The organism is Bordetella genomosp. 2 (genome assembly GCF_002261345.1).
In the GTDB taxonomy this organism is placed as follows: Bacteria; Pseudomonadota; Gammaproteobacteria; order Burkholderiales; family Burkholderiaceae_B; genus Bordetella_A.
In genome coordinates this window covers 1,334,609-1,350,530 of the sequence record NZ_NEVT01000003.1, presented here as the reverse complement: position 1 = coordinate 1,350,530, position 15,922 = coordinate 1,334,609, and the positions used below count along the sequence as shown (strand labels likewise).

General features: G+C 68.8%; 18 protein-coding genes and 2 pseudogenes. 9 read left to right on the top strand and 11 right to left on the bottom strand.

Going from position 1 to position 15,922, the window contains the following annotated elements:
- Positions 1–60 precede the first annotated feature (60 nt).
- The 3 genes and pseudogenes from CAL24_RS08570 to CAL24_RS08555 all read left to right on the top strand — a co-directional run bounded on the left by CAL24_RS08570 (position 61) and on the right by CAL24_RS08555 (position 3,399).
- Positions 61–1,362, top strand: coding sequence for an acyl-CoA thioesterase/bile acid-CoA:amino acid N-acyltransferase family protein (locus tag CAL24_RS08570; protein WP_094806401.1), 1,302 nt, complete (start codon positions 61–63; stop codon positions 1,360–1,362).
- Positions 1,363–1,379: 17 nt separating this feature from the next.
- A pseudogene (locus tag CAL24_RS24505) lies at positions 1,380–2,488 on the top strand (CMD domain protein).
- Positions 2,489–2,568: 80 nt separating this feature from the next.
- Positions 2,569–3,399: a class I SAM-dependent methyltransferase gene (locus CAL24_RS08555; RefSeq protein WP_094806399.1), complete on the top strand. Its 831-nt coding sequence runs from the start codon at positions 2,569–2,571 to the stop codon at positions 3,397–3,399.
- Here CAL24_RS08555 and CAL24_RS08550 read toward each other — a convergent pair.
- The 10 genes and pseudogenes from CAL24_RS08550 to CAL24_RS08505 all read right to left on the bottom strand — a co-directional run bounded on the left by CAL24_RS08550 (position 3,394) and on the right by CAL24_RS08505 (position 12,411).
- Positions 3,394–3,792: a DUF192 domain-containing protein gene (locus CAL24_RS08550; protein WP_170947042.1), complete on the bottom strand. Its 399-nt coding sequence runs from the start codon at positions 3,790–3,792 to the stop codon at positions 3,394–3,396. The genes CAL24_RS08555 and CAL24_RS08550 overlap by 6 nt on opposite strands.
- Positions 3,789–4,760: a type II secretion system F family protein gene (locus tag CAL24_RS08545; RefSeq protein WP_432759280.1), complete on the bottom strand. Its 972-nt coding sequence runs from the start codon at positions 4,758–4,760 to the stop codon at positions 3,789–3,791. Before CAL24_RS08545 ends, CAL24_RS08550 begins: the two co-directional genes overlap by 4 nt.
- Positions 4,661–5,507 (bottom strand): annotated as a pseudogene (locus CAL24_RS08540) (type II secretion system F family protein). The gene CAL24_RS08545 and the pseudogene CAL24_RS08540 overlap by 100 nt, the downstream one beginning before the upstream one ends.
- Complete coding sequence (locus CAL24_RS08535) at positions 5,504–7,165, bottom strand: ATPase, T2SS/T4P/T4SS family (protein ID WP_094806396.1); 1,662 nt, start codon at positions 7,163–7,165, stop codon at positions 5,504–5,506. Before CAL24_RS08535 ends, CAL24_RS08540 begins: the two are co-directional and overlap by 4 nt.
- A gap of 2 nt (positions 7,166–7,167) precedes the next feature.
- A complete protein-coding gene (locus tag CAL24_RS08530) occupies positions 7,168–8,535 on the bottom strand; it encodes a type II and III secretion system protein family protein (RefSeq protein ID WP_094806395.1) in 1,368 nt (455 codons plus the stop codon).
- Positions 8,532–9,365: a Flp pilus assembly protein CpaB gene (gene cpaB, locus CAL24_RS08525; RefSeq protein WP_249278497.1), complete on the bottom strand. Its 834-nt coding sequence runs from the start codon at positions 9,363–9,365 to the stop codon at positions 8,532–8,534. The genes CAL24_RS08530 and cpaB overlap by 4 nt, the downstream gene beginning before the upstream one ends.
- A gap of 2 nt (positions 9,366–9,367) precedes the next feature.
- Entirely contained in the window at positions 9,368–10,114 is a 747-nt protein-coding gene (locus tag CAL24_RS08520; RefSeq protein ID WP_141218060.1) for a hypothetical protein, read from the bottom strand.
- Between the two features lie 4 nt (positions 10,115–10,118).
- Positions 10,119–10,757 (bottom strand): hypothetical protein, encoded by a 639-nt coding sequence (locus tag CAL24_RS08515; RefSeq protein ID WP_094806392.1) that lies wholly within the window; start codon positions 10,755–10,757, stop codon positions 10,119–10,121.
- Complete coding sequence (locus CAL24_RS08510; protein ID WP_094806391.1) at positions 10,754–12,163, bottom strand: pilus assembly protein TadG-related protein; 1,410 nt, start codon at positions 12,161–12,163, stop codon at positions 10,754–10,756. Before CAL24_RS08510 ends, CAL24_RS08515 begins: the two co-directional genes overlap by 4 nt.
- Positions 12,160–12,411, bottom strand: coding sequence for a hypothetical protein (locus tag CAL24_RS08505; protein ID WP_094806390.1), 252 nt, complete (start codon positions 12,409–12,411; stop codon positions 12,160–12,162). The genes CAL24_RS08510 and CAL24_RS08505 overlap by 4 nt, the downstream gene beginning before the upstream one ends.
- A 133-nt stretch (positions 12,412–12,544) precedes the next feature.
- On the opposite strand from CAL24_RS08505, the gene CAL24_RS08500 reads away from it, so the two are divergent.
- On the top strand, positions 12,545–13,237 hold the full coding sequence (locus CAL24_RS08500; protein WP_094806389.1) for an SOS response-associated peptidase: 693 nt from the start codon (positions 12,545–12,547) through the stop codon (positions 13,235–13,237).
- Positions 13,238–13,239: 2 nt separating this feature from the next.
- Here CAL24_RS08500 and CAL24_RS08495 read toward each other — a convergent pair whose 3' ends face one another.
- Positions 13,240–13,473, bottom strand: coding sequence for a hypothetical protein (locus tag CAL24_RS08495; RefSeq protein ID WP_249278496.1), 234 nt, complete (start codon positions 13,471–13,473; stop codon positions 13,240–13,242).
- A 146-nt stretch (positions 13,474–13,619) separates the two neighbouring features.
- On the opposite strand from CAL24_RS08495, the gene CAL24_RS08490 reads away from it, so the two are divergent.
- The 5 genes from CAL24_RS08490 (at position 13,620) to CAL24_RS08470 (ending at position 15,907) form a co-directional block, all read left to right on the top strand.
- On the top strand, positions 13,620–13,838 hold the full coding sequence (locus tag CAL24_RS08490; protein WP_028353418.1) for a hypothetical protein: 219 nt from the start codon (positions 13,620–13,622) through the stop codon (positions 13,836–13,838).
- The gene (locus CAL24_RS08485) at positions 13,835–14,080 is read left to right on the top strand and encodes a hypothetical protein (protein WP_094806387.1); all 246 of its coding nucleotides are present in this window, start codon (positions 13,835–13,837) and stop codon (positions 14,078–14,080) included. Before CAL24_RS08490 ends, CAL24_RS08485 begins: the two co-directional genes overlap by 4 nt.
- Positions 14,081–14,103: 23 nt before the next feature.
- Complete coding sequence (locus CAL24_RS08480) at positions 14,104–14,313, top strand: type II toxin-antitoxin system HicA family toxin (RefSeq protein ID WP_432759285.1); 210 nt, start codon at positions 14,104–14,106, stop codon at positions 14,311–14,313.
- Between the two features lie 62 nt (positions 14,314–14,375).
- Complete coding sequence (locus tag CAL24_RS08475; RefSeq protein WP_094806386.1) at positions 14,376–14,792, top strand: type II toxin-antitoxin system HicB family antitoxin; 417 nt, start codon at positions 14,376–14,378, stop codon at positions 14,790–14,792.
- Between the two features lie 8 nt (positions 14,793–14,800).
- Positions 14,801–15,907: an acyltransferase family protein gene (locus CAL24_RS08470; protein ID WP_094806385.1), complete on the top strand. Its 1,107-nt coding sequence runs from the start codon at positions 14,801–14,803 to the stop codon at positions 15,905–15,907.
- Positions 15,908–15,922 lie beyond the last annotated feature (15 nt).

Here is a 15,922-nt window from a genome sequence, read left to right as displayed (position 1 = left end):
GCCGCCGCCCGCCGCACCGATTGCCGGCGCGGCGGATCCCGGATTCTCATGGAGCCCTGCATGACCCGGCCCACGCTTCGCATCACCCCCGCCGACGACCTGATCGACGTCGCCCGCCAGATCCGCGTGGATGGACTGGCGCCCGGCCAGTCCGTCGAGATCGCCACCCGCACGCTGCGCGACGGCATCGCCTGGACCAGCAGCGCGCACTACCGCGCCGACGCGGCCGGCAGCGTCGACCTGTCGCGCGATGCGCCCGCCTCCGGCAGCTACCAGGACGTCAGCCCGATGGGGCTGATCTGGGCGCAGGTGCCCGAAGACGGAGCCAGCCGCACTTACTTCCATTCGGCCGTCGTCGAGCCGCTGCGCACCCAGGTCAACGTGCGCGCGCCCGGTGTGGCGCTCGAGGGCGAACTGGTGCAGCGCCTGGCGGCCGACGGCGTGACGCGCCGCGAGATCCGCGAAGACGGACTGGTCGGCGTGCTGTACACGCCCGCCGGGCCGGGCCCCCATCCGGCAGTCATGATCCTGAACGGCTCGGGCGGCGGCATCAACGAGCCGCGCGCCGCCCTATACGCCTCGCGCGGCTACGCGGCGCTGGCGCTGGCCTACTTCAAGGCGCCCGGGCTGTCCGACTACATCTCCAACACGCCGCTGGAGTACTTCCAGACCGGGCTGGGCTGGATGCGGCGCACGCTCAAGCCGGCCCACGACTTCGTCGCAGTCAGCGGCCAGTCGCGCGGCGGCGAACTGGTGCTGTTGCTGGGTGCGACCTTCCCGGAGGCGGTCTCGGCCGTAGTCGCCTACGTGCCGGGCGCGGTGGTGCATAGCGCGCAGAACGCCTGCGACCCCAGGATCGGCCGCGAAGGCCCGGCCTGGCTGCTCGGCGGCAAGCCGCTGCCGCATGTCTGGGAAGGCAACCGCACCGCGACCTGGGCCCCTTTCGACGAGGGGCCGGCGCCGCACCGCCACGAGCGGGCCATCCTGACCGCGCTGCAAGACCCGGACGCCGTGGCGCGCGCCCGCATCCCCGTCGAGCGCATCCAGGGCCCGGTCATGCTGCTGTCCGGCACCGACGACGGCTCATGGCCCTCTTCGCTGTATTCGCGCATGGTGCGCGACTCGCTGCGCGAGGCCGGACACCCGTACCCGGTGCGATGGCTGGACTACGAGGGCGGCGGCCACTCGATCCTGTTTCCGTACGTACCCACCACGCAACTGGTATACGCGCACCCGGTCTCGGGCCGCATCAGCACCAGCGGCGGCAGCCCCGCCCCCAACGCCCGCGCCGACGCCGAATCTTGGCCGGCCGTGCTGGAATTCCTGCGCGACGCCGTGGCGGCACGCGCCGCCACTCAATAACCCCGAGGAGCCTGCATATGCAAGATCGCCCCCATTCCGCCGCCGACGACCTGGTCGACCGCCTGGTCGGCCTGGCGCCCGGCAGCAAGACCCACGCGGTGCGCCACCAGCGCGACAAGGTGGTCGCGGCCACCCAGGGCAGCTATGACGCCTTGTTCGACCCGGCCTTGCCCGGCCTGCCGCTGCAGGAGCGCCTGCTGGTGGCGCTGTATGCCTGCCGCCTGACGCCCGCGCCGGAACTGGCCGCGCATTATCGCGAGCGCCTGGCGGCCAGCGGCGCCGCGCCGGCGCTGGTCGAGCTGGCGGAGCGCGGCGAGCCGGCCGATGCCGGCGACGCGAGACTGGCCGCCATCCTGGCCTTCACCCGCAAGTTGATCGAAAAGCCGGTCGAAGGCGACCGCGCCGCGCTGCATACCCTGCCCGCCGCCGGCTTGTCTACCCCCGCGGTGGTGGCGCTGTCGCAACTGATCGCCTTCCTGTCGTACCAGGTACGCCTGGTCGCCGGCCTGAAAGCCATGAAAGCCCTCGAGGAGTCCGCATGAGCCGCATCATCAAATCGCACGGCTTCACCAACGAAACGCTCGAATGGCGCGCCTGGCTGGACGTGGTCGATGTCGAGGGCGCCAGCCCCGAGCAGATCGCGGTGCTGGAAGAAAGCCATCCCAAGGCCAAGGTGTCCGACTATTACCTGTTCCTGGTGCACCAGCCGGAAATCCTGCGCCAGCGCTCCACCGCCTTCAACGCCATCATGTACGCGCCCGGCGGCATGCCGCGCGCCGAACGCGAGCTGGGTGCCACCGTGGTGTCGCGCATCAACGGCTGCGTGTACTGCGCCTCGGTGCATGCGCAGCGCTTCACCCAGCTGGCCAAGCGCGACGACGTGGTCGAACAGGTGTTCGACGATCCCGCCAGCGCCGGCACCACGCCGCGCGAACAGGCTATCGCCCGCTTCTCGATCGCCATTACCGAGCGTCCGGCCGAGATCTCGGCGGCCGACATCCAGGCGCTGAAGGACGTAGGCCTGAGCGACGCCGAAGTGCTGGACCTGCTGCATTCGGACGCCATCTTCGCCTGGGCCAACCGCCTGATGCTGAATCTGGGCGAGCCGGTATTCCCGCAGGACTGAGCCGGCAACCGGCGGGGCGGCGGCGCGGGTTTCAGTAAAATACCGGTTTTCGCCAGCCGCGCTCGCGGCGCGCCGCCCCGATGTCCCCTGCCCCCGAGATCCGCCCCGACCAATCCGTCGAACTGCTGAAGGAACTGCACATCCTGACGCGCGACGGCAAACTGAACCAGGACAGCCGCCGCAAGCTCAAGCAGGTGTACCACCTGTTCCAGTTCATCGAGCCCCTGCTGCGCGACGTCAAGGCCGAACGCGGCGCCGTCACCCTGGTCGACCGCGGCGCCGGCAAGTCGTACCTGGGGTTCATTCTTTACGACCTGTTCTTCAAGGCGCTGCGCGACGACTCCCACGTCTACGGCATCGAGACCCGCGCCGAACTGGTAGCCTCGTCGCAGGCGCTGGCCGCCCGGCTCGGCTTCGGCGGCATGTCGTTCCTGAACCTGACGGTGGCCGAATCGATCGCCTCCGGGCAACTGCCCGCGCGGGTGGACGTGGTCACCGCCCTGCACGCCTGCGACACCGCCACCGACGACGCCATCCGGTTCGCGCTGGAAAAGCACGCCAAGTACATCGTCGTGGTGCCCTGCTGCCAGGCCGAGGTGGCCGCCGTGCTGCGCAAGAACAAGGCCCGCGCGCTGGCCGACCCGCTGGCCGAGATCTGGCGCCACCCGCTGCACACGCGCGAATTCGGCAGCCAGATCACCAACGTGCTGCGCTGCCTGCAACTCGAGGCGCATGGCTACCAGGTCAGCGTCACGGAACTGGTGGGCTGGGAACACTCGATGAAGAACGAGCTGATCATCGCCCACTACAAGAACCTGCCGCGCCGCAAGCCAGCCGAGCGGCTCAATGAAATACTGGACCGCATCGGGCTGCAGCCCTTGCGCGAGCGGTTCTTCGCTCCGGCCTCATAGCGTCCGGCCACGCTTGCCGCACGCCCCGCGCTTGCCCGGGGCTTGCGCGCGGCGCACCGCGACGCGCAGGCGGCGACGATAGCGCAGCGGCGTATCCACGCCATTGACCGCCAATTCGACCACCGAGGCCGCGCGCAGGCATAGCGCCACGCGGCCGGGCGGCAGATTGCGCGCCAGGCGCAGCAGCCGGCCGTCGGCATCGAGAAACGCCGCATCGATGGGGTGGCGCATGCCCAGGGTATGGATGGCGCGGCACGGCGCCAGCCACAGCCCGCTGCGCGGGCCCGGCGCCCGCCCGCGGCACAGCAGGCCACGCAGCCGGCCGAGGGCGCCGTGTGCGCGCACCAGCCGGATCCGGCCCACGGCCAGCGGGCGGCGCGCGCGCGGGCTCACTGCGTCGCCTGCCATAGCTGCACCGCGATGGGGAACGCCAGCACGATGAAAGTGCAGGGGAAGATGCAGCCTATCAAGGGCAGCAGCATCTTGACGGGCGCTTCCATGGCGAGCTTCTCGGCGCGCTGGAATCGATCGGTCCGGCACTGTGCCGCCTGCCCCCGCAACAAGGACCCCATGCTCATGCCCAGGCCTTCGGCCTGCGTCAGGGCCGCCACCCAACTGCGTACCGCCGGATCGTCGGCGCGCTCGGCGAGCGCCTTGAGCGCGGCCGCGCGCGGCATGCCGGCCCGCATGTCGGCCAAGGCCCGGGCCAGCTCCTGGCGCAGCGGCCCGGGCGGCCCATGCTGCTCGGCCTGTTGCAAGGCGCCGTGCAGGCCCAGGCCCGATTCGACACACAACGTCATCATGTCGAGCACGAACGGCAGCTCCCGTCCGATGCGCCGGCGGCGACGCCGCGCCCGGTTGTGCGCCCACACGACGGGCCAGCCGCCGCCCAGCATGGCGCCAGCCGACGCCAGCCAGGGCACGGCCGCCAGCGAGCCGGCCCACCACGCCAGCGCGGCGCCGGCCGCCATGCCCAGCAGGGCCGTGCTGCCGACCAGGGCTGCGGCGTGGGCCGCCGTGACCTCGGCAGGCAAGCCCGCCTGTGCCACCGCCCGCGCCAGGCGGGCCCGTAGCCGCCATGGCAGCCATGGCCCGCATGCCTTGGCCACGGCGGACAGCCATGGCCATGCCGCCCGCCAGGCCCACGGCATGTGTCCGAGCGTGGCGGGCGCGGCCGGCGCATCCGCCAGCGGCCTGGCCAGCAGCCAGGCCGCTACCGCCGTGCCCGCGCCCGCCAGGCAGACTGCCAGTATCGAGAGCATCAGATGTCGATATCCACGATGCGCCGGATCAGCACCACGCCGGCGGTCTCCAGCACCGCCATGACGGCCAGTACCGCCCAGCCCGGCGGGGTATGCCACAGCACCGCCATGGCGTCCGGCTCCATGCGATCCAGCACCCACATCAGCAGCAGCGGCAAGCCCCCCCATGATCCATGCCTGCAGGCGCCCCTGCGCGGTCAGGGCGCGTACCTTGCCCTGCAGTTGCAGGCGCTCGCGTAGCGTGAGCGCAATGCCATCCAGGGTTTCGGCCAGGTTGCCGCCGGTGTGGGCGGCCACGCGCAGCGCCGCCGCCACCAGGGCGCTGGCCTCCGACGGCACGCGGCCACTCAGGTTGGCCAGCGCCGTGTCGAAGGAAACCCCCAGCCGCTGTTCGCGCAGCATCAGCCCGAACTCCTGGGCCAGCGGCGCCTCGCTGTGATCGACGATGTGCCGCAATGCGGTGGCCACGCTGACCCCCGCCCGCAAGGCCGAGGCCAGCGCCAGCAAGGCGCCCGGCAATTGCTGGTCGAAACGTGCCAGCCGGCGGCGGCGCAGGCGCTCGATCAAGTGACGCGGCAGCCGTGCCGCCAACAGCGCGGCGCCGCATGCCAGCACCGTGCTGCCGCTGATGGCGAAGCCGAAAAGACCGGCCAGGACCGCCAGCACCATGGCCGCCAGCCATAGCTGCGCCGGATCGATGAACAGGAAGACCTCGCCGAGGCGCACGCCGGCATCCTGGGTGTAGAGCTCGCGATAGCGCCGCAGCGCCGGTCCGAACCAGGCCTGCGCGCGCCAGACCAGCACGCCGGCGGACGCCATCGTCATTGCGGCCGCCAGCCAGATCATGGCTGGCCGCCCGCCGTGAAACCAGGTTCGGCGCCGCCGCAGAACATGCCGGCATCCAGCCCGATGCCGGCGGCCCGCCATTCGTCGGCAAAGCTCGGCAGCAAGCCGCAGCCCGTGAACCCCCGCCCGTGCTGGAAGCGGAACAGCTCCTGCAGCTGGATGCGGCCGCTTTCCAGGCCGGTGATCTCGACAATGGAGGTGGCGACCCGGCGTCCGTCGGACAGCCTGGCCTGCTGCACGATGATGTCGATGCTGGCTCCGATATGCTCGCGCACTACGGCCAGGGGCAGATCCATTCCGGCCATCAGCACCATGGCCTCCAGCCGGCCCAGCGCATCGCGCGGCGAGTTGGCATGCAGCGTGGTCAGCGAGCCCTCATGGCCGGTGTTCATGGCCGTCAGCATGTCGAAGGCCTCGGCGCCGCGGCATTCGCCCACCACGATGCGGTCGGGACGCATGCGCAGGGCATTGCGCACCAGCTCGCGGATATCGATGCGGCCGCGCCCTTCCAGGTTGGCCGGCCGCGCCTCGAGCGCAATCAAGTGTTCGTGGTCCAGCCGCAGCTCGGCGGCGTCCTCGATGGTGACGATGCGTTCGCCCTCCGGAATGCCATTGGACAAGATGTTCAGCAACGTCGTCTTGCCCGATCCCGTACCGCCCGAGACCACGATATTCTTGCGCGCGCGCACGCACAGGCAGAGGAACTCGGCCATCGGCCGGTCGATCGAGCCGGAGCCGATGAGATCGGCCATCTGCGGGCGTCGTGCCGGGAACTTGCGTATCGTCAAGCTGGCGCCTTTCAGGGCAACCGGCGGAATCACCGCGTTGACGCGGGAACCGTCCGGCAGGCGCGCGTCGACCATGGGCGCGCTTTCGTCGATGCGCCGCCCCACCGGGGCCACGATGCGCTCGATCACCCAGCGCACCGAATCCTCGCTGCTGAATGCCGCGTCGTGCCGCGACAGGCGCCCCTGGCGCTCGATATAGATTTCGTCATAGCGGTTGACCATGATTTCGCTGATGCCCGCATCGGCCAGCAGCGGCTCCAGCGGCCCCAGCCCGACCGCCTCGTCCAGCACGTCACGGCACAGCGCGGCGCGATCCGCCTGGGCGGGGATCTCGGGATCGGCCGCGACGATGGCGCCGAGCAGGCGTTGCGCCTCGCTGCGCAGCAGGCCATCGCTCATGCCCGCCACGTCGCGGCGCCGCAGGTCCAGGGCCTGCAGCAGCGCCGCATGCAGGCGACGGCGATGCGGCAGCAGTGCCAACGCGGTCAGCGCGGCCGGAACGGGCTCGTCGGCAAGGCTTGTGTCCGGCGTGGCCGGCCCGGCCGGCTCCTCGCCCCGCCCGGCCTCCCGGGACTCGGCGTCGGCGAGCATCCGCACGCGCAAGCGGCAGGGGCCTATCAGCACATCGTCGCCCGGCAGCACCGGGCGATGCACGGTAATGCGCACCCCATTGACGAAGGTCCCGCCAAGCGACCCCAGGTCTTCCAGCTCCAGCGCCTGGCCCTGGCAATCGAGCCGCGCGTGGCGCTTGGCGACCCGCCAGTTGGCGATGCGCAGTCCGCACTGCGGCGCGCGGCCGATGACCAATGGCAACGGTGCGCGGATCGTGCGCTGCTGCCCGTCCTCGAATGTCATATGTATGTCGAGCATGATCAATTGCCTCCATGAGCGAGTGCCGCGCCGCCCGCGGCCTGCCACTGGGAACCCGGGCCCATATGCGCGCTCCAGTCGGGCGTGTCCGGCCCCGGCACGGCGGTGCCCAGTGGCGGTGGATCGGGAAAGGCCTGCCCCAGCACCTGGCGGCCGCGCTCCACTCGTGCGGCCAGTTCGGGATGATCCTGGGACACGATGCGCGGCGTCACGAAAATGGCCAGTTCGGTCTGCTTGCGTTGCTCGCGCCGCCCGGAGAACAGCACGCCCAGCAGGGGAATATCCTGCAAGAGCGGCAGGCCGCTGCGCTCGCTGGAGCGTTCGCGCGACAGGAAGCCGCCCAGGATCAGCGTCTGGCCCGAGCGGACATTGAACTCGGTGGAAGCGCGGCGCGTCCGCAAGGCGGGACCGCCATCCGCGCTGAGAGAAGTATCGATCGAGCTGGCCTCGACATCGATGCGCGACCGTATGGTTCCGTTGCGGTCGATGCGCGGCGTGATGTTGAGCGAAACGCCGTATGGCTTGAATTCGGTGTTGGGGTTGCCCTGCGCGTCGGTGGAGGTATAGGGCACCTCGCCGCCGGCCAGGAAGGACGCTGTCGTGCCGCTGCGGGCCAGCAACTGCGGCTGCGCCAGCATGACGGCCTCGCCCCGCTGCGCCAGCGCGGCAATGCGCGACGACAGCAAGGCGTTGGCGCCGAAATAGCCGAAGACGCCCAGCCCCGTGACCGTCAGCGGCGGAGCCTCGACGGCTTCGCCCGGCTGCGCGCTCGAGCCGGGCCGCCATACCACCCCCGCCTGCAGGCCGCCCTGCGTGGCGCCATCCCATTGCACGCCGAACTCGCGCAGGCGCGAGCTGGGCAGTTCGACGACCTGCACGTCCAGCAGCACCATGCGGTCCCAGCCGACCTGGCCGGTGAAATCGAGAATGCGCGGATAGCGCTGGGCCAGCGCCGCCACGCGGGCCCGGTCATCGTCCGCCAGATCTTCGCCCTCGAGCACGATGTTGTCGCCCACCAGGCTGCTGCGCACCGCGGGAATGTGCCGCAGCAACGCCCGCACCTCTTCCTGCATGTGCGACCATCCCGCTGGCCGGACTTGCACCTCGTAGGCCGCGCCGACGCCCCGGGGCGTCCAGACGTGCACCGAGGACATGCCCTCCTGGCGCGCGAACAGCACGACTTCGCGGCCATCGACGGACACGGCGCTCAGCACCTGGCCATTGCCCACCGCCACACGGGTGACTCCCGCGTGGCGCACCACGTGGGTCTGGCCGACCTCGAGCGTCAGCGGCAAGGGCTCGGCCGCGACGCTTGGCCACGCCAGCATCGCCATCGCGCACAGCATCGCCAACGTGAAGGGCAGCTTCATGGTCCCTCCGCGGCCGCAAGGCCGGCCGCCGCGCCATCCAGGTCACGCGCGCCTTCGGCATCCACGCGGTCGCCATAGAGAATCTGGACCGCGCGCCGCGCCGACGCATCCGGATTCTCGAGCCCCATCAGGGCGGCCAGGTCGCCCGACGCGGACGGGCCCGGCACGGCCGCATCGCCACGGTGCCGCAACATGGCCGTCAAGGCCCCCGTCTGGCGCGCGGCAATGAGCTTGATGGCGTCCTGTGGCGCGGTATCGAGGGTGACTGACGGCGCGGCGTCGGGCCCGCCGCCGGCCGCGAGGACCCGCACGCCCTGCAGCAACGGCGCCGTCAACTGCTGCCCGCGATGCGCGAACGATACATAGAGGTCGATGACATCGCCGGCCCGCAGGATCCCGGAAGCCGCATTGATCTCGTCAGCCGGCAGCGTGACGGCGCGCCGGCCGGCCGGCAGCAGCTCGGACAGCGGTGGCGAGGCGCCTTCCTGCATCAGCTGCACATCGAGCAGCGGGTCCCCCTGCCCGACATCATTGGCCAGGATGGCGCCAATGGCGCGGTCAGCCGCTTCGGGTTCCAGCGTGCCGCTGGGCACCCACGGCAGCGGGATGTCGCGCACCGCCAGATGGCCGGCCTGCAGGCGCGTGCCCGCGGGCAGGTCTTCGGCCGCCACCAACCGTTCGACCATCACGACTTCCGCCTCGCGCTCGATTTCCCGGACTCGGGCCTGGATATGCTCGCGGGCCGCCCAGGCGGCCAGCAGCCCCGCGCCCAGGGCGAAGGCGTATACGCTCAACGCGCGCGCACGCGCCATGAATGGAACAATGGCCATCTTCATGGCGCCCCCGCGTCGTGATGCTGCACCAGGATCCCGCTGCCGCCATCGGCGTCGACGATGCTGATGACCAGGCGGGCGGCGCCTCGCATCCAGTGTTGCGGCCCCGGCCGGGCGGCGTCCCGGCGCCAGCCGGCGCGCCGCAAGCCGGCATCGACGGCGCGACGCGCGGTGGCCAAGGGCAGCGGCAGCGTCCATACCTGGTGCGTGACCTGCCCGCCTTGCTGGCGGGCGGCGAAATCGAGGCGCAGCCGCGCACCGGCCGGCATCCAGGGCACGCTGCCAGGCCGGGCGCGCGACGCGTCAGGCCTGCCTCCCAGCACCGAGATGCTGCCCCGCGAACGCCGTGGCCCGGCGGGCTCCAGCATGATGACCCAGAGATCCGCGCCGACCCGCCCTGACAACACGGCCCGTCCTGGGTAGACTCCGAGGTCGGACAGTGAAGGATGCCGCGCCGTCAGCAGTGGAATGACGTCCGCGACGGCTACCGGTATATCGAGCAGGCGGATATCGGCGGGCATGCCGTACAAACGCAGCCCTTCGCCCAGGGACGTCTGCACGCTGCCCGGCGGCAGCGCCAAGTCGTCGAGACGAGGCGGCATGCCGGCGGACAGCGCCTGCGGCACCAGCAGCCCTGCCACCGCCATGCATCCCCGACCCAGATGCGCCAGGCGGAATCGCAGCAGGCCGGCGCGGTAACCCGGCCAGCAGTCGGCCGCACGACGGGCATGAGGTGGCGCGCGCATGGTGTCAGTGCTCCGTGCCACGGGGATATGCCGGCACCAGGTCCGCCCATGCGGACAGCCAGTCCAGCGACCATCGGCCCCTGCCCCACGGGGCATCCACCGCCTGCATGCGCCCATGCAGGCTCTGCGCCGCCGCGGTGGAGTCGCGCGCGGCGCCCGACCACCCGGCTTCCGACATGGCCAGGCGCTGCTGTACCGCCGCGTCGCCGGTTGCGTGTCCCGCGCCGGCCGCCAGCGAGGTGTAGCGCCGTATCGCCAATCGCACAGCCGGGCCATTGCGCTGTGCGAAAGCCACCGCGCTGCCCGGCGTGACCGTGGCTTGCGCCCGCAGCAGGCGCTCATCGACACGCAGCCAGTCGCGCGACAGCACCGTGGCCTGTGCGTCGCTCGGCCTCGGCCCGGCATCGTCATGCGCGCGGCGCGCGACCGACACCGTCGCGTCGGGCGGGGCCGGTACCTGAAGCTGCCCTCGCGCCGCCGCGAAGGCGGCATGCCGGCTAAGATGCGCCGCCTGCAGCACGCGATGCTGCAACGCGCCTACCGTTGCCACGCCATGCAAACATGCCGCGAGCAGCGCCACTGCCAACAGGGCCTCCAGCACGGCCTGGCCATGCTGGCCTTGGTATCGGCGAGGCGGCCTCATGGCGCCACCTCGCCGGTCTCGGGCGCGACAGGCGCGCTCAGCCGCGCCTGCCAGTACGGGCGGAACAGGTTGGCATACTCGCTGCGCCCATCTGCCCGTGGCTCGGGCCGGGCAAAATAAGTTTCTGCCGCGCTCGTCACGGTGACCGCCTCCTCGCCCGCCAGGCCGGTAGCGGCCGCATAGCGCCCGGCAGGCGCCGCCACCTTGCTCGCGGCATCGGTCGTCGCCAGCGCGCTGGCCGACTGCCGTACCTGGATGGCAAAACGCAATGGCTGGCGCGCGGCGCCAGGGTCGACATCGTGGTAGGACGGCAGCCCTTTGCCCGGCCAGCGGGCCGCGCCCGCCACGGCATACGAATTGGCCAACGGGTTGCTGCGTCCCGCGAACAGGTTCCAGGAGGTGTTCTCGTGCACCCACCGCCAGAAATCCTGTTGGGAAAAATCCTGGGGTGGCTTGTCGACGTAGTCGCCGGCTTTCACGGTTGACGCGCCGGCCTGCCCCCACCCCATGGCGTATTCGCGGTAATAGCAGCCGATCCATCGGTTGGAGCGCAACGCATGGTATGACAGCGTATCCAGCGAACCCCAACGGCCCTCGTCGTCAAGCCAGGTGCCGCCGCGACGCCGCAGCTCGTGCCGGCGCGTCGGGCAGGTGCGTTGCACGATCCAGGAGCTGTGGCGGGTCAGGTCGCGCGGACGCAGGAAGTCGTGGCGCCCGGCGGACAGCTCTATCATGCCCCGCAGGCCGGTGTCTCCATTGCCGCGCCGCTGCTCGACGTAACCAGCACTGTTGTCATGCAGCAGCGCCAAGTGCACTGGGCCGGTCTGCGCGGTTGCGTGGCCGGCAGGGTCGGCATAGTGCTCTGGATAATTGGCGTGCAGAACGCGCAGCATGCTCTGCAAGCGCGCCTTGGCCAGGCTGTCCGTCGCCGCCACGGCGGCGCGTTGCAGCACCTGGTGTACGACGTGATCATGTTGCTGGAAAGCGCGTGCCAGCCCTGGTACGGCATCGCCAGTGCTGCTGGACCGCGCATAGGCCGCGCCGGCCGCAGACCCGAACAGCATGGAGATCAGTGACGCCGGAGGGTTGCCCTGCGTGCGCCGCGTCGACTGCGCCTGGCCGAACCGCGCCCAGGACGCCAGCGTGACGATATGCGCCATGGCTATCTGGTGGGCCACCTGGGCCCGGTTGATATATGCCAGCAAGTTCAGCGTGCGCGCCTGCTCCAATGCGCCACTGTATGCCGCCGCGTCGGCGGCGTGCGTCAGGCGGACCCGGGCAGAGGCCGTCTGGCCGACGTTGTACAGCGCCACCAGGGCAAGCCCGGCCAGTGCCGCCAGGGCCAGGACGACAGGCAGCGCCTGGCCGCCCTGCCCCAACGCTGTCGGCGCACGCTCAGCCATCATTTGGCGTTGCCCGTGAACGACTTGAGCGTGCGCGCCTTGGTCTGCGCCGAGGCCTTGCCGGCCGCCGTTTGCGCAGCACGCGCCTCGGTGGTGCCGTCCTCTCCGGCCAGCTCGCGGGCCATGGCGGCCGTCTGGGATCGCACCACCTGGCCGAACAGTTGATAGACAGCAATGGCCGCGACCGCGATCAGTGCCACCACAATGATGTACTCGGTCAATTGATCGAAGAACAAGCCTATGTTTCTGATATTTCTAGGCTTTCACTACTCGTCTGTCTAATTGATGATGAGATACTTGTGGGCGTAAGACCTTGATTTTCTTTGAGGCCGATGCGAGTTTTAGACAGCCTATACTGGCCATTCCACCGTCGAGGATAGGCCCATGTGCAGCCACTACGTAGCCCTGAAAAAGCGCGAGCAGATGGAGAAGTACTTCCGGTCGCGCGGGCTTCCGGTGCCGCCGTCGAAGTGGGATATGTGGCCGGACTACCTAGGCGAATTCATCCGCCGGCCGCCGGAGTGGGATTCAGGGGACGAGGCCGTGCCGGAGCGTCAAGCCGAGCTCGGTCGCTGGGGGATGATTCCGCCTGGCACCCATGCAGCGAAATTGGCCGAAGCAGAAAAGAAAAGGACCTACAACGCGCGAGCCGAGACCGCAGAAAAGCTTTGGACATTCCGGAACGCCTGGCACAAGGGCAACCATTGCATCATCCCGGCCGAAGCCATCTATGAACCCGACCACCGGCCGGAGATGAAAGCGCAGTTCGAGACCGAATACGCGATCCCCACCCGCTTCACGCGAGCCGACGGCGCGCCCATGGGCATCGCCGGCCTGTGGGATCGCTACAAGGACGCCAGCGGCCACTGGCGGCTCTCCTACACCATGCTGACGATCAACGCGGACCATCATCCGCTGTTCAAGCTGTATCACGCGCCGAACAAAGAAAAGCGGATGGTGGTCATTCTGCCCGACAGCGCCTATGGCGATTGGCTGGCCGCCGGCCCGGCGGACTCCAGGGATTTCCTGCAGCCCTACCCCGCCGACGCGCTGGTGGCCACGCCTGAGCCCAGGTAGCGCTACCCCTTCGCCTGCTGCTCGAACAGCGCCACCGCACCCTGGAATGACGCGCGCGAGCCCACCATACGGCCGACGCCGTCGCGGGTATGCCAGAGCTCGTATCGATAGGCGCCGCCCACCCATACTCTGCAGATCGTCCAGCCAGGCGCGCCGGCCCAGTAGTAGTCGTCAGCCTGCCGCCAGTCGGTCTCCGCCTCGCCCATCAATGCCACCCCGGGAAAATGTAACTTCACCGCCCATCTGGCACTGATTCTAGAGCGGATATACTGGATAAACAACCAGTATTTCTGCTATGCCCGACTGTATCGTCCACCGCAGCCATCGGCTCGGCCGCCCCCTCCGGGAGGAGGACTGGCCGACCATCCCCGGCCCCGTCTCCATGTACTCGCTCTACCGGGAGGACATGCGTCGCTATGTCCGGTGCTTCCGTGTCGTGCGCACGCAGCACGGCGAGCGCCTGCCGCCGCCGATACCAGACCTGATGGATGTCGAGCTGCTGACCTTCACGACCGAACGGGCCCTGATGGTGCGAGGCTTCGAGGAAATCGACGGCGCCCGCTACTACCAGGGCTGGTATATCACCTGGAAATTGCCATGACCCAAGACAATGGGATTCTCCGCCGCGTGCCCGGCGGATACTGCGCCGCGGCTTCCGCCACCCTGCCACCCGTCGAGACGGCGGTGGACCGGCCGCATGACGTCGTGATCGAGGCCGGCCATGTCGGCTGGGTCAGGATCTACTTCCGCCGGATGCGCGTGCGGCACCACAAGCACAGCCACTGGTTCTGGCATCCGTATCGGGCCGAGCCGGCCGACGCGCCAACGCAACAAGCCTCTTGACGAAGTAAACATTTTTGTTTACCATGCATCCATCGTCAACGAACAAAGGAGGTGCGGTGAAACAGAGCGAGTTCAAGAGGTGGCTCGCTGCCCAAGGGGCGACTTTCAAAGAGGGTTCCAACCACACGAAGGTCTACCTGAACGGCAAGCAAACCACCCTGCCCCGGCACCCAGGCCAAGAGATTGGCGAAGGACTGAGGCAAGCGATCCTGAAGCAGTTGGGATTGAAGTAGGAAAGGAGGCCCCGACAGGGGCTTCCCGCTCGCGATACCGTACCCCGAATTGGAGCATTGCTATGTTGCGCTATCCCGCGAAGATCGAGCCGGACACCTCCGGCTTCATGGTGTCGTTCCGCGACATCCCCGAGGCGCTGACTGGCGCAGATACCCGCGAAGAGGCCGAAGCTATGGCGGCCGACGCCCTGCTGACCGCCATGGACTTCTATTTCGAGGACCGCCGCCAGGTGCCGGCGCCGTCAGCAGTTCAGGCCGGCGAAGTGCTGGTCAGCTTGCCGGCCAGCGTGTCTGCCAAGGTGCTGCTGCTCAACGAAATGATCGCCCAGGGTGTCACGCCCAGCGAGCTGGCGCGCCGGCTGCACACCCGCAAGCAGGACGTCAACCGCATCGTGGACCTCGGCCACGCCACGAAGATCGACACCATCGCCGAGGCGCTGGCCAGCATGGGACGTGAATTGGAGCTTGCCGTGCGTTAAGCTACGGCATGCAACAAAATAAGATAGAAAGCATCCAGGCCCTGCGCGGCATTGCCGCGCTCATGGTCCTGCTCTCGCACTACATGTTCTTCGTCACTGCGCCGGGGCAGGCCGAGGTCGCGCGCTTCCTGTTCCTCAGCGGTGGCGCCGGGGTCGATCTATTTTTCGTGATCGCCGGCTTTGTTCTTGTGCATTCGACATCGGCGTCAGACGGTACCGCCGGCTACGCCCTTGGCTTCGTTGGCCGCCGATTGCTGCGCATCTGGCCAGCATACATTGCGGCCACCCTTCTTTTCATCTTCCTGGTGCCCGGTCCAGCGTGGTTCCTGGAGCCAGGCCGGCCGGCGCAGCTATTGCGCAGCCTATTTTTCATTCCCCTCGCCCCGACCGACTCGCCGTTCTTCGGATATGCCACGCTCGAAGTGGGCTGGACGCTTAACTATGAGATGTACTTCTATGGCATCTCGGCCGTGTTCATGCTCTTTGGCCGCTGGCGTTGGTCCCTGTTTTTCCTTTGGGTGCTCGCTACCGTTGTCGCGCTGCCGCTCTACCTCGAGGTCTTCTCCCTGAACGTTAAGACGCCCTACGGGCTGTCGGCGTACGTCGGCATGCTCACCAATTCCATCATTCTTGATTTTGTCGCGGGCGTCGCAATTGGTTTGCTTTACCACTCGCGCATCCAGTCACCCCCGCGGTGGGTGATCGCGGCCTTTATCGCTGTGGGGTCAATGTTCCTGGCGATCCAGTTTTGGGGCCGTGTGCAAGCCGGTCACGGCATGGCCAGGTATGGCTTTAGTAGCGCCCTGATCATTCTGGGCGTGGCACTGGCCCACAAGGAACGAATGAACCTGCATGTGCCGCGTCCGCTGGTGTGGCTTGGCGGCATTTCCTATTCGCTCTACCTATTCCACACGACCGTAAACGCCCTACTTCACCAGGTGGCTGCGGCACTCGGACTGCAAGCATGGACCATGGGGTTCAGCATGTTGATATTCTCCACCGCGGTATCGATTCTCGCGTCTTACGGCTTTTATCGAATTTTTGAAGTGGCCCTACCAAACAAACTCCATCGCCTCAGCGCCCACCGCAAGGTGCGTGTTGCTGCGCGAGCGTGACATCTCACACATCAG

Bases quoted from the DNA above. Each gene is read 5' to 3' on its own strand.
- CAL24_RS08570 (WP_094806401.1), top strand. From the start codon at position 61: ATGACCCGGCCCACGCTTCGCATCACCCCCGCCGACGACCTGATCGAC.
- CAL24_RS08555 (WP_094806399.1), top strand. From the start codon at position 2,569: ATGTCCCCTGCCCCCGAGATCCGCCCCGACCAATCCGTCGAACTGCTG.
- CAL24_RS08535 (WP_094806396.1), bottom strand. From the start codon at position 7,165: ATGCTCGACATACATATGACATTCGAGGACGGGCAGCAGCGCACGATC.
- CAL24_RS08530 (WP_094806395.1), bottom strand. From the start codon at position 8,535: ATGAAGCTGCCCTTCACGTTGGCGATGCTGTGCGCGATGGCGATGCTG.
- cpaB (WP_249278497.1), bottom strand. From the start codon at position 9,365: ATGGCCATTGTTCCATTCATGGCGCGTGCGCGCGCGTTGAGCGTATAC.
- CAL24_RS08520 (WP_141218060.1), bottom strand. From the start codon at position 10,114: ATGCGCGCGCCACCTCATGCCCGTCGTGCGGCCGACTGCTGGCCGGGT.
- CAL24_RS08515 (WP_094806392.1), bottom strand. From the start codon at position 10,757: ATGAGGCCGCCTCGCCGATACCAAGGCCAGCATGGCCAGGCCGTGCTG.
- CAL24_RS08510 (WP_094806391.1), bottom strand. From the start codon at position 12,163: ATGATGGCTGAGCGTGCGCCGACAGCGTTGGGGCAGGGCGGCCAGGCG.
- CAL24_RS08500 (WP_094806389.1), top strand. From the start codon at position 12,545: ATGTGCAGCCACTACGTAGCCCTGAAAAAGCGCGAGCAGATGGAGAAG.
- CAL24_RS08490 (WP_028353418.1), top strand. From the start codon at position 13,620: ATGTACTCGCTCTACCGGGAGGACATGCGTCGCTATGTCCGGTGCTTC.
- CAL24_RS08485 (WP_094806387.1), top strand. From the start codon at position 13,835: ATGACCCAAGACAATGGGATTCTCCGCCGCGTGCCCGGCGGATACTGC.
- CAL24_RS08480 (WP_432759285.1), top strand. From the start codon at position 14,104: ATGCATCCATCGTCAACGAACAAAGGAGGTGCGGTGAAACAGAGCGAG.
- CAL24_RS08475 (WP_094806386.1), top strand. From the start codon at position 14,376: ATGTTGCGCTATCCCGCGAAGATCGAGCCGGACACCTCCGGCTTCATG.
- CAL24_RS08470 (WP_094806385.1), top strand. From the start codon at position 14,801: ATGCAACAAAATAAGATAGAAAGCATCCAGGCCCTGCGCGGCATTGCC.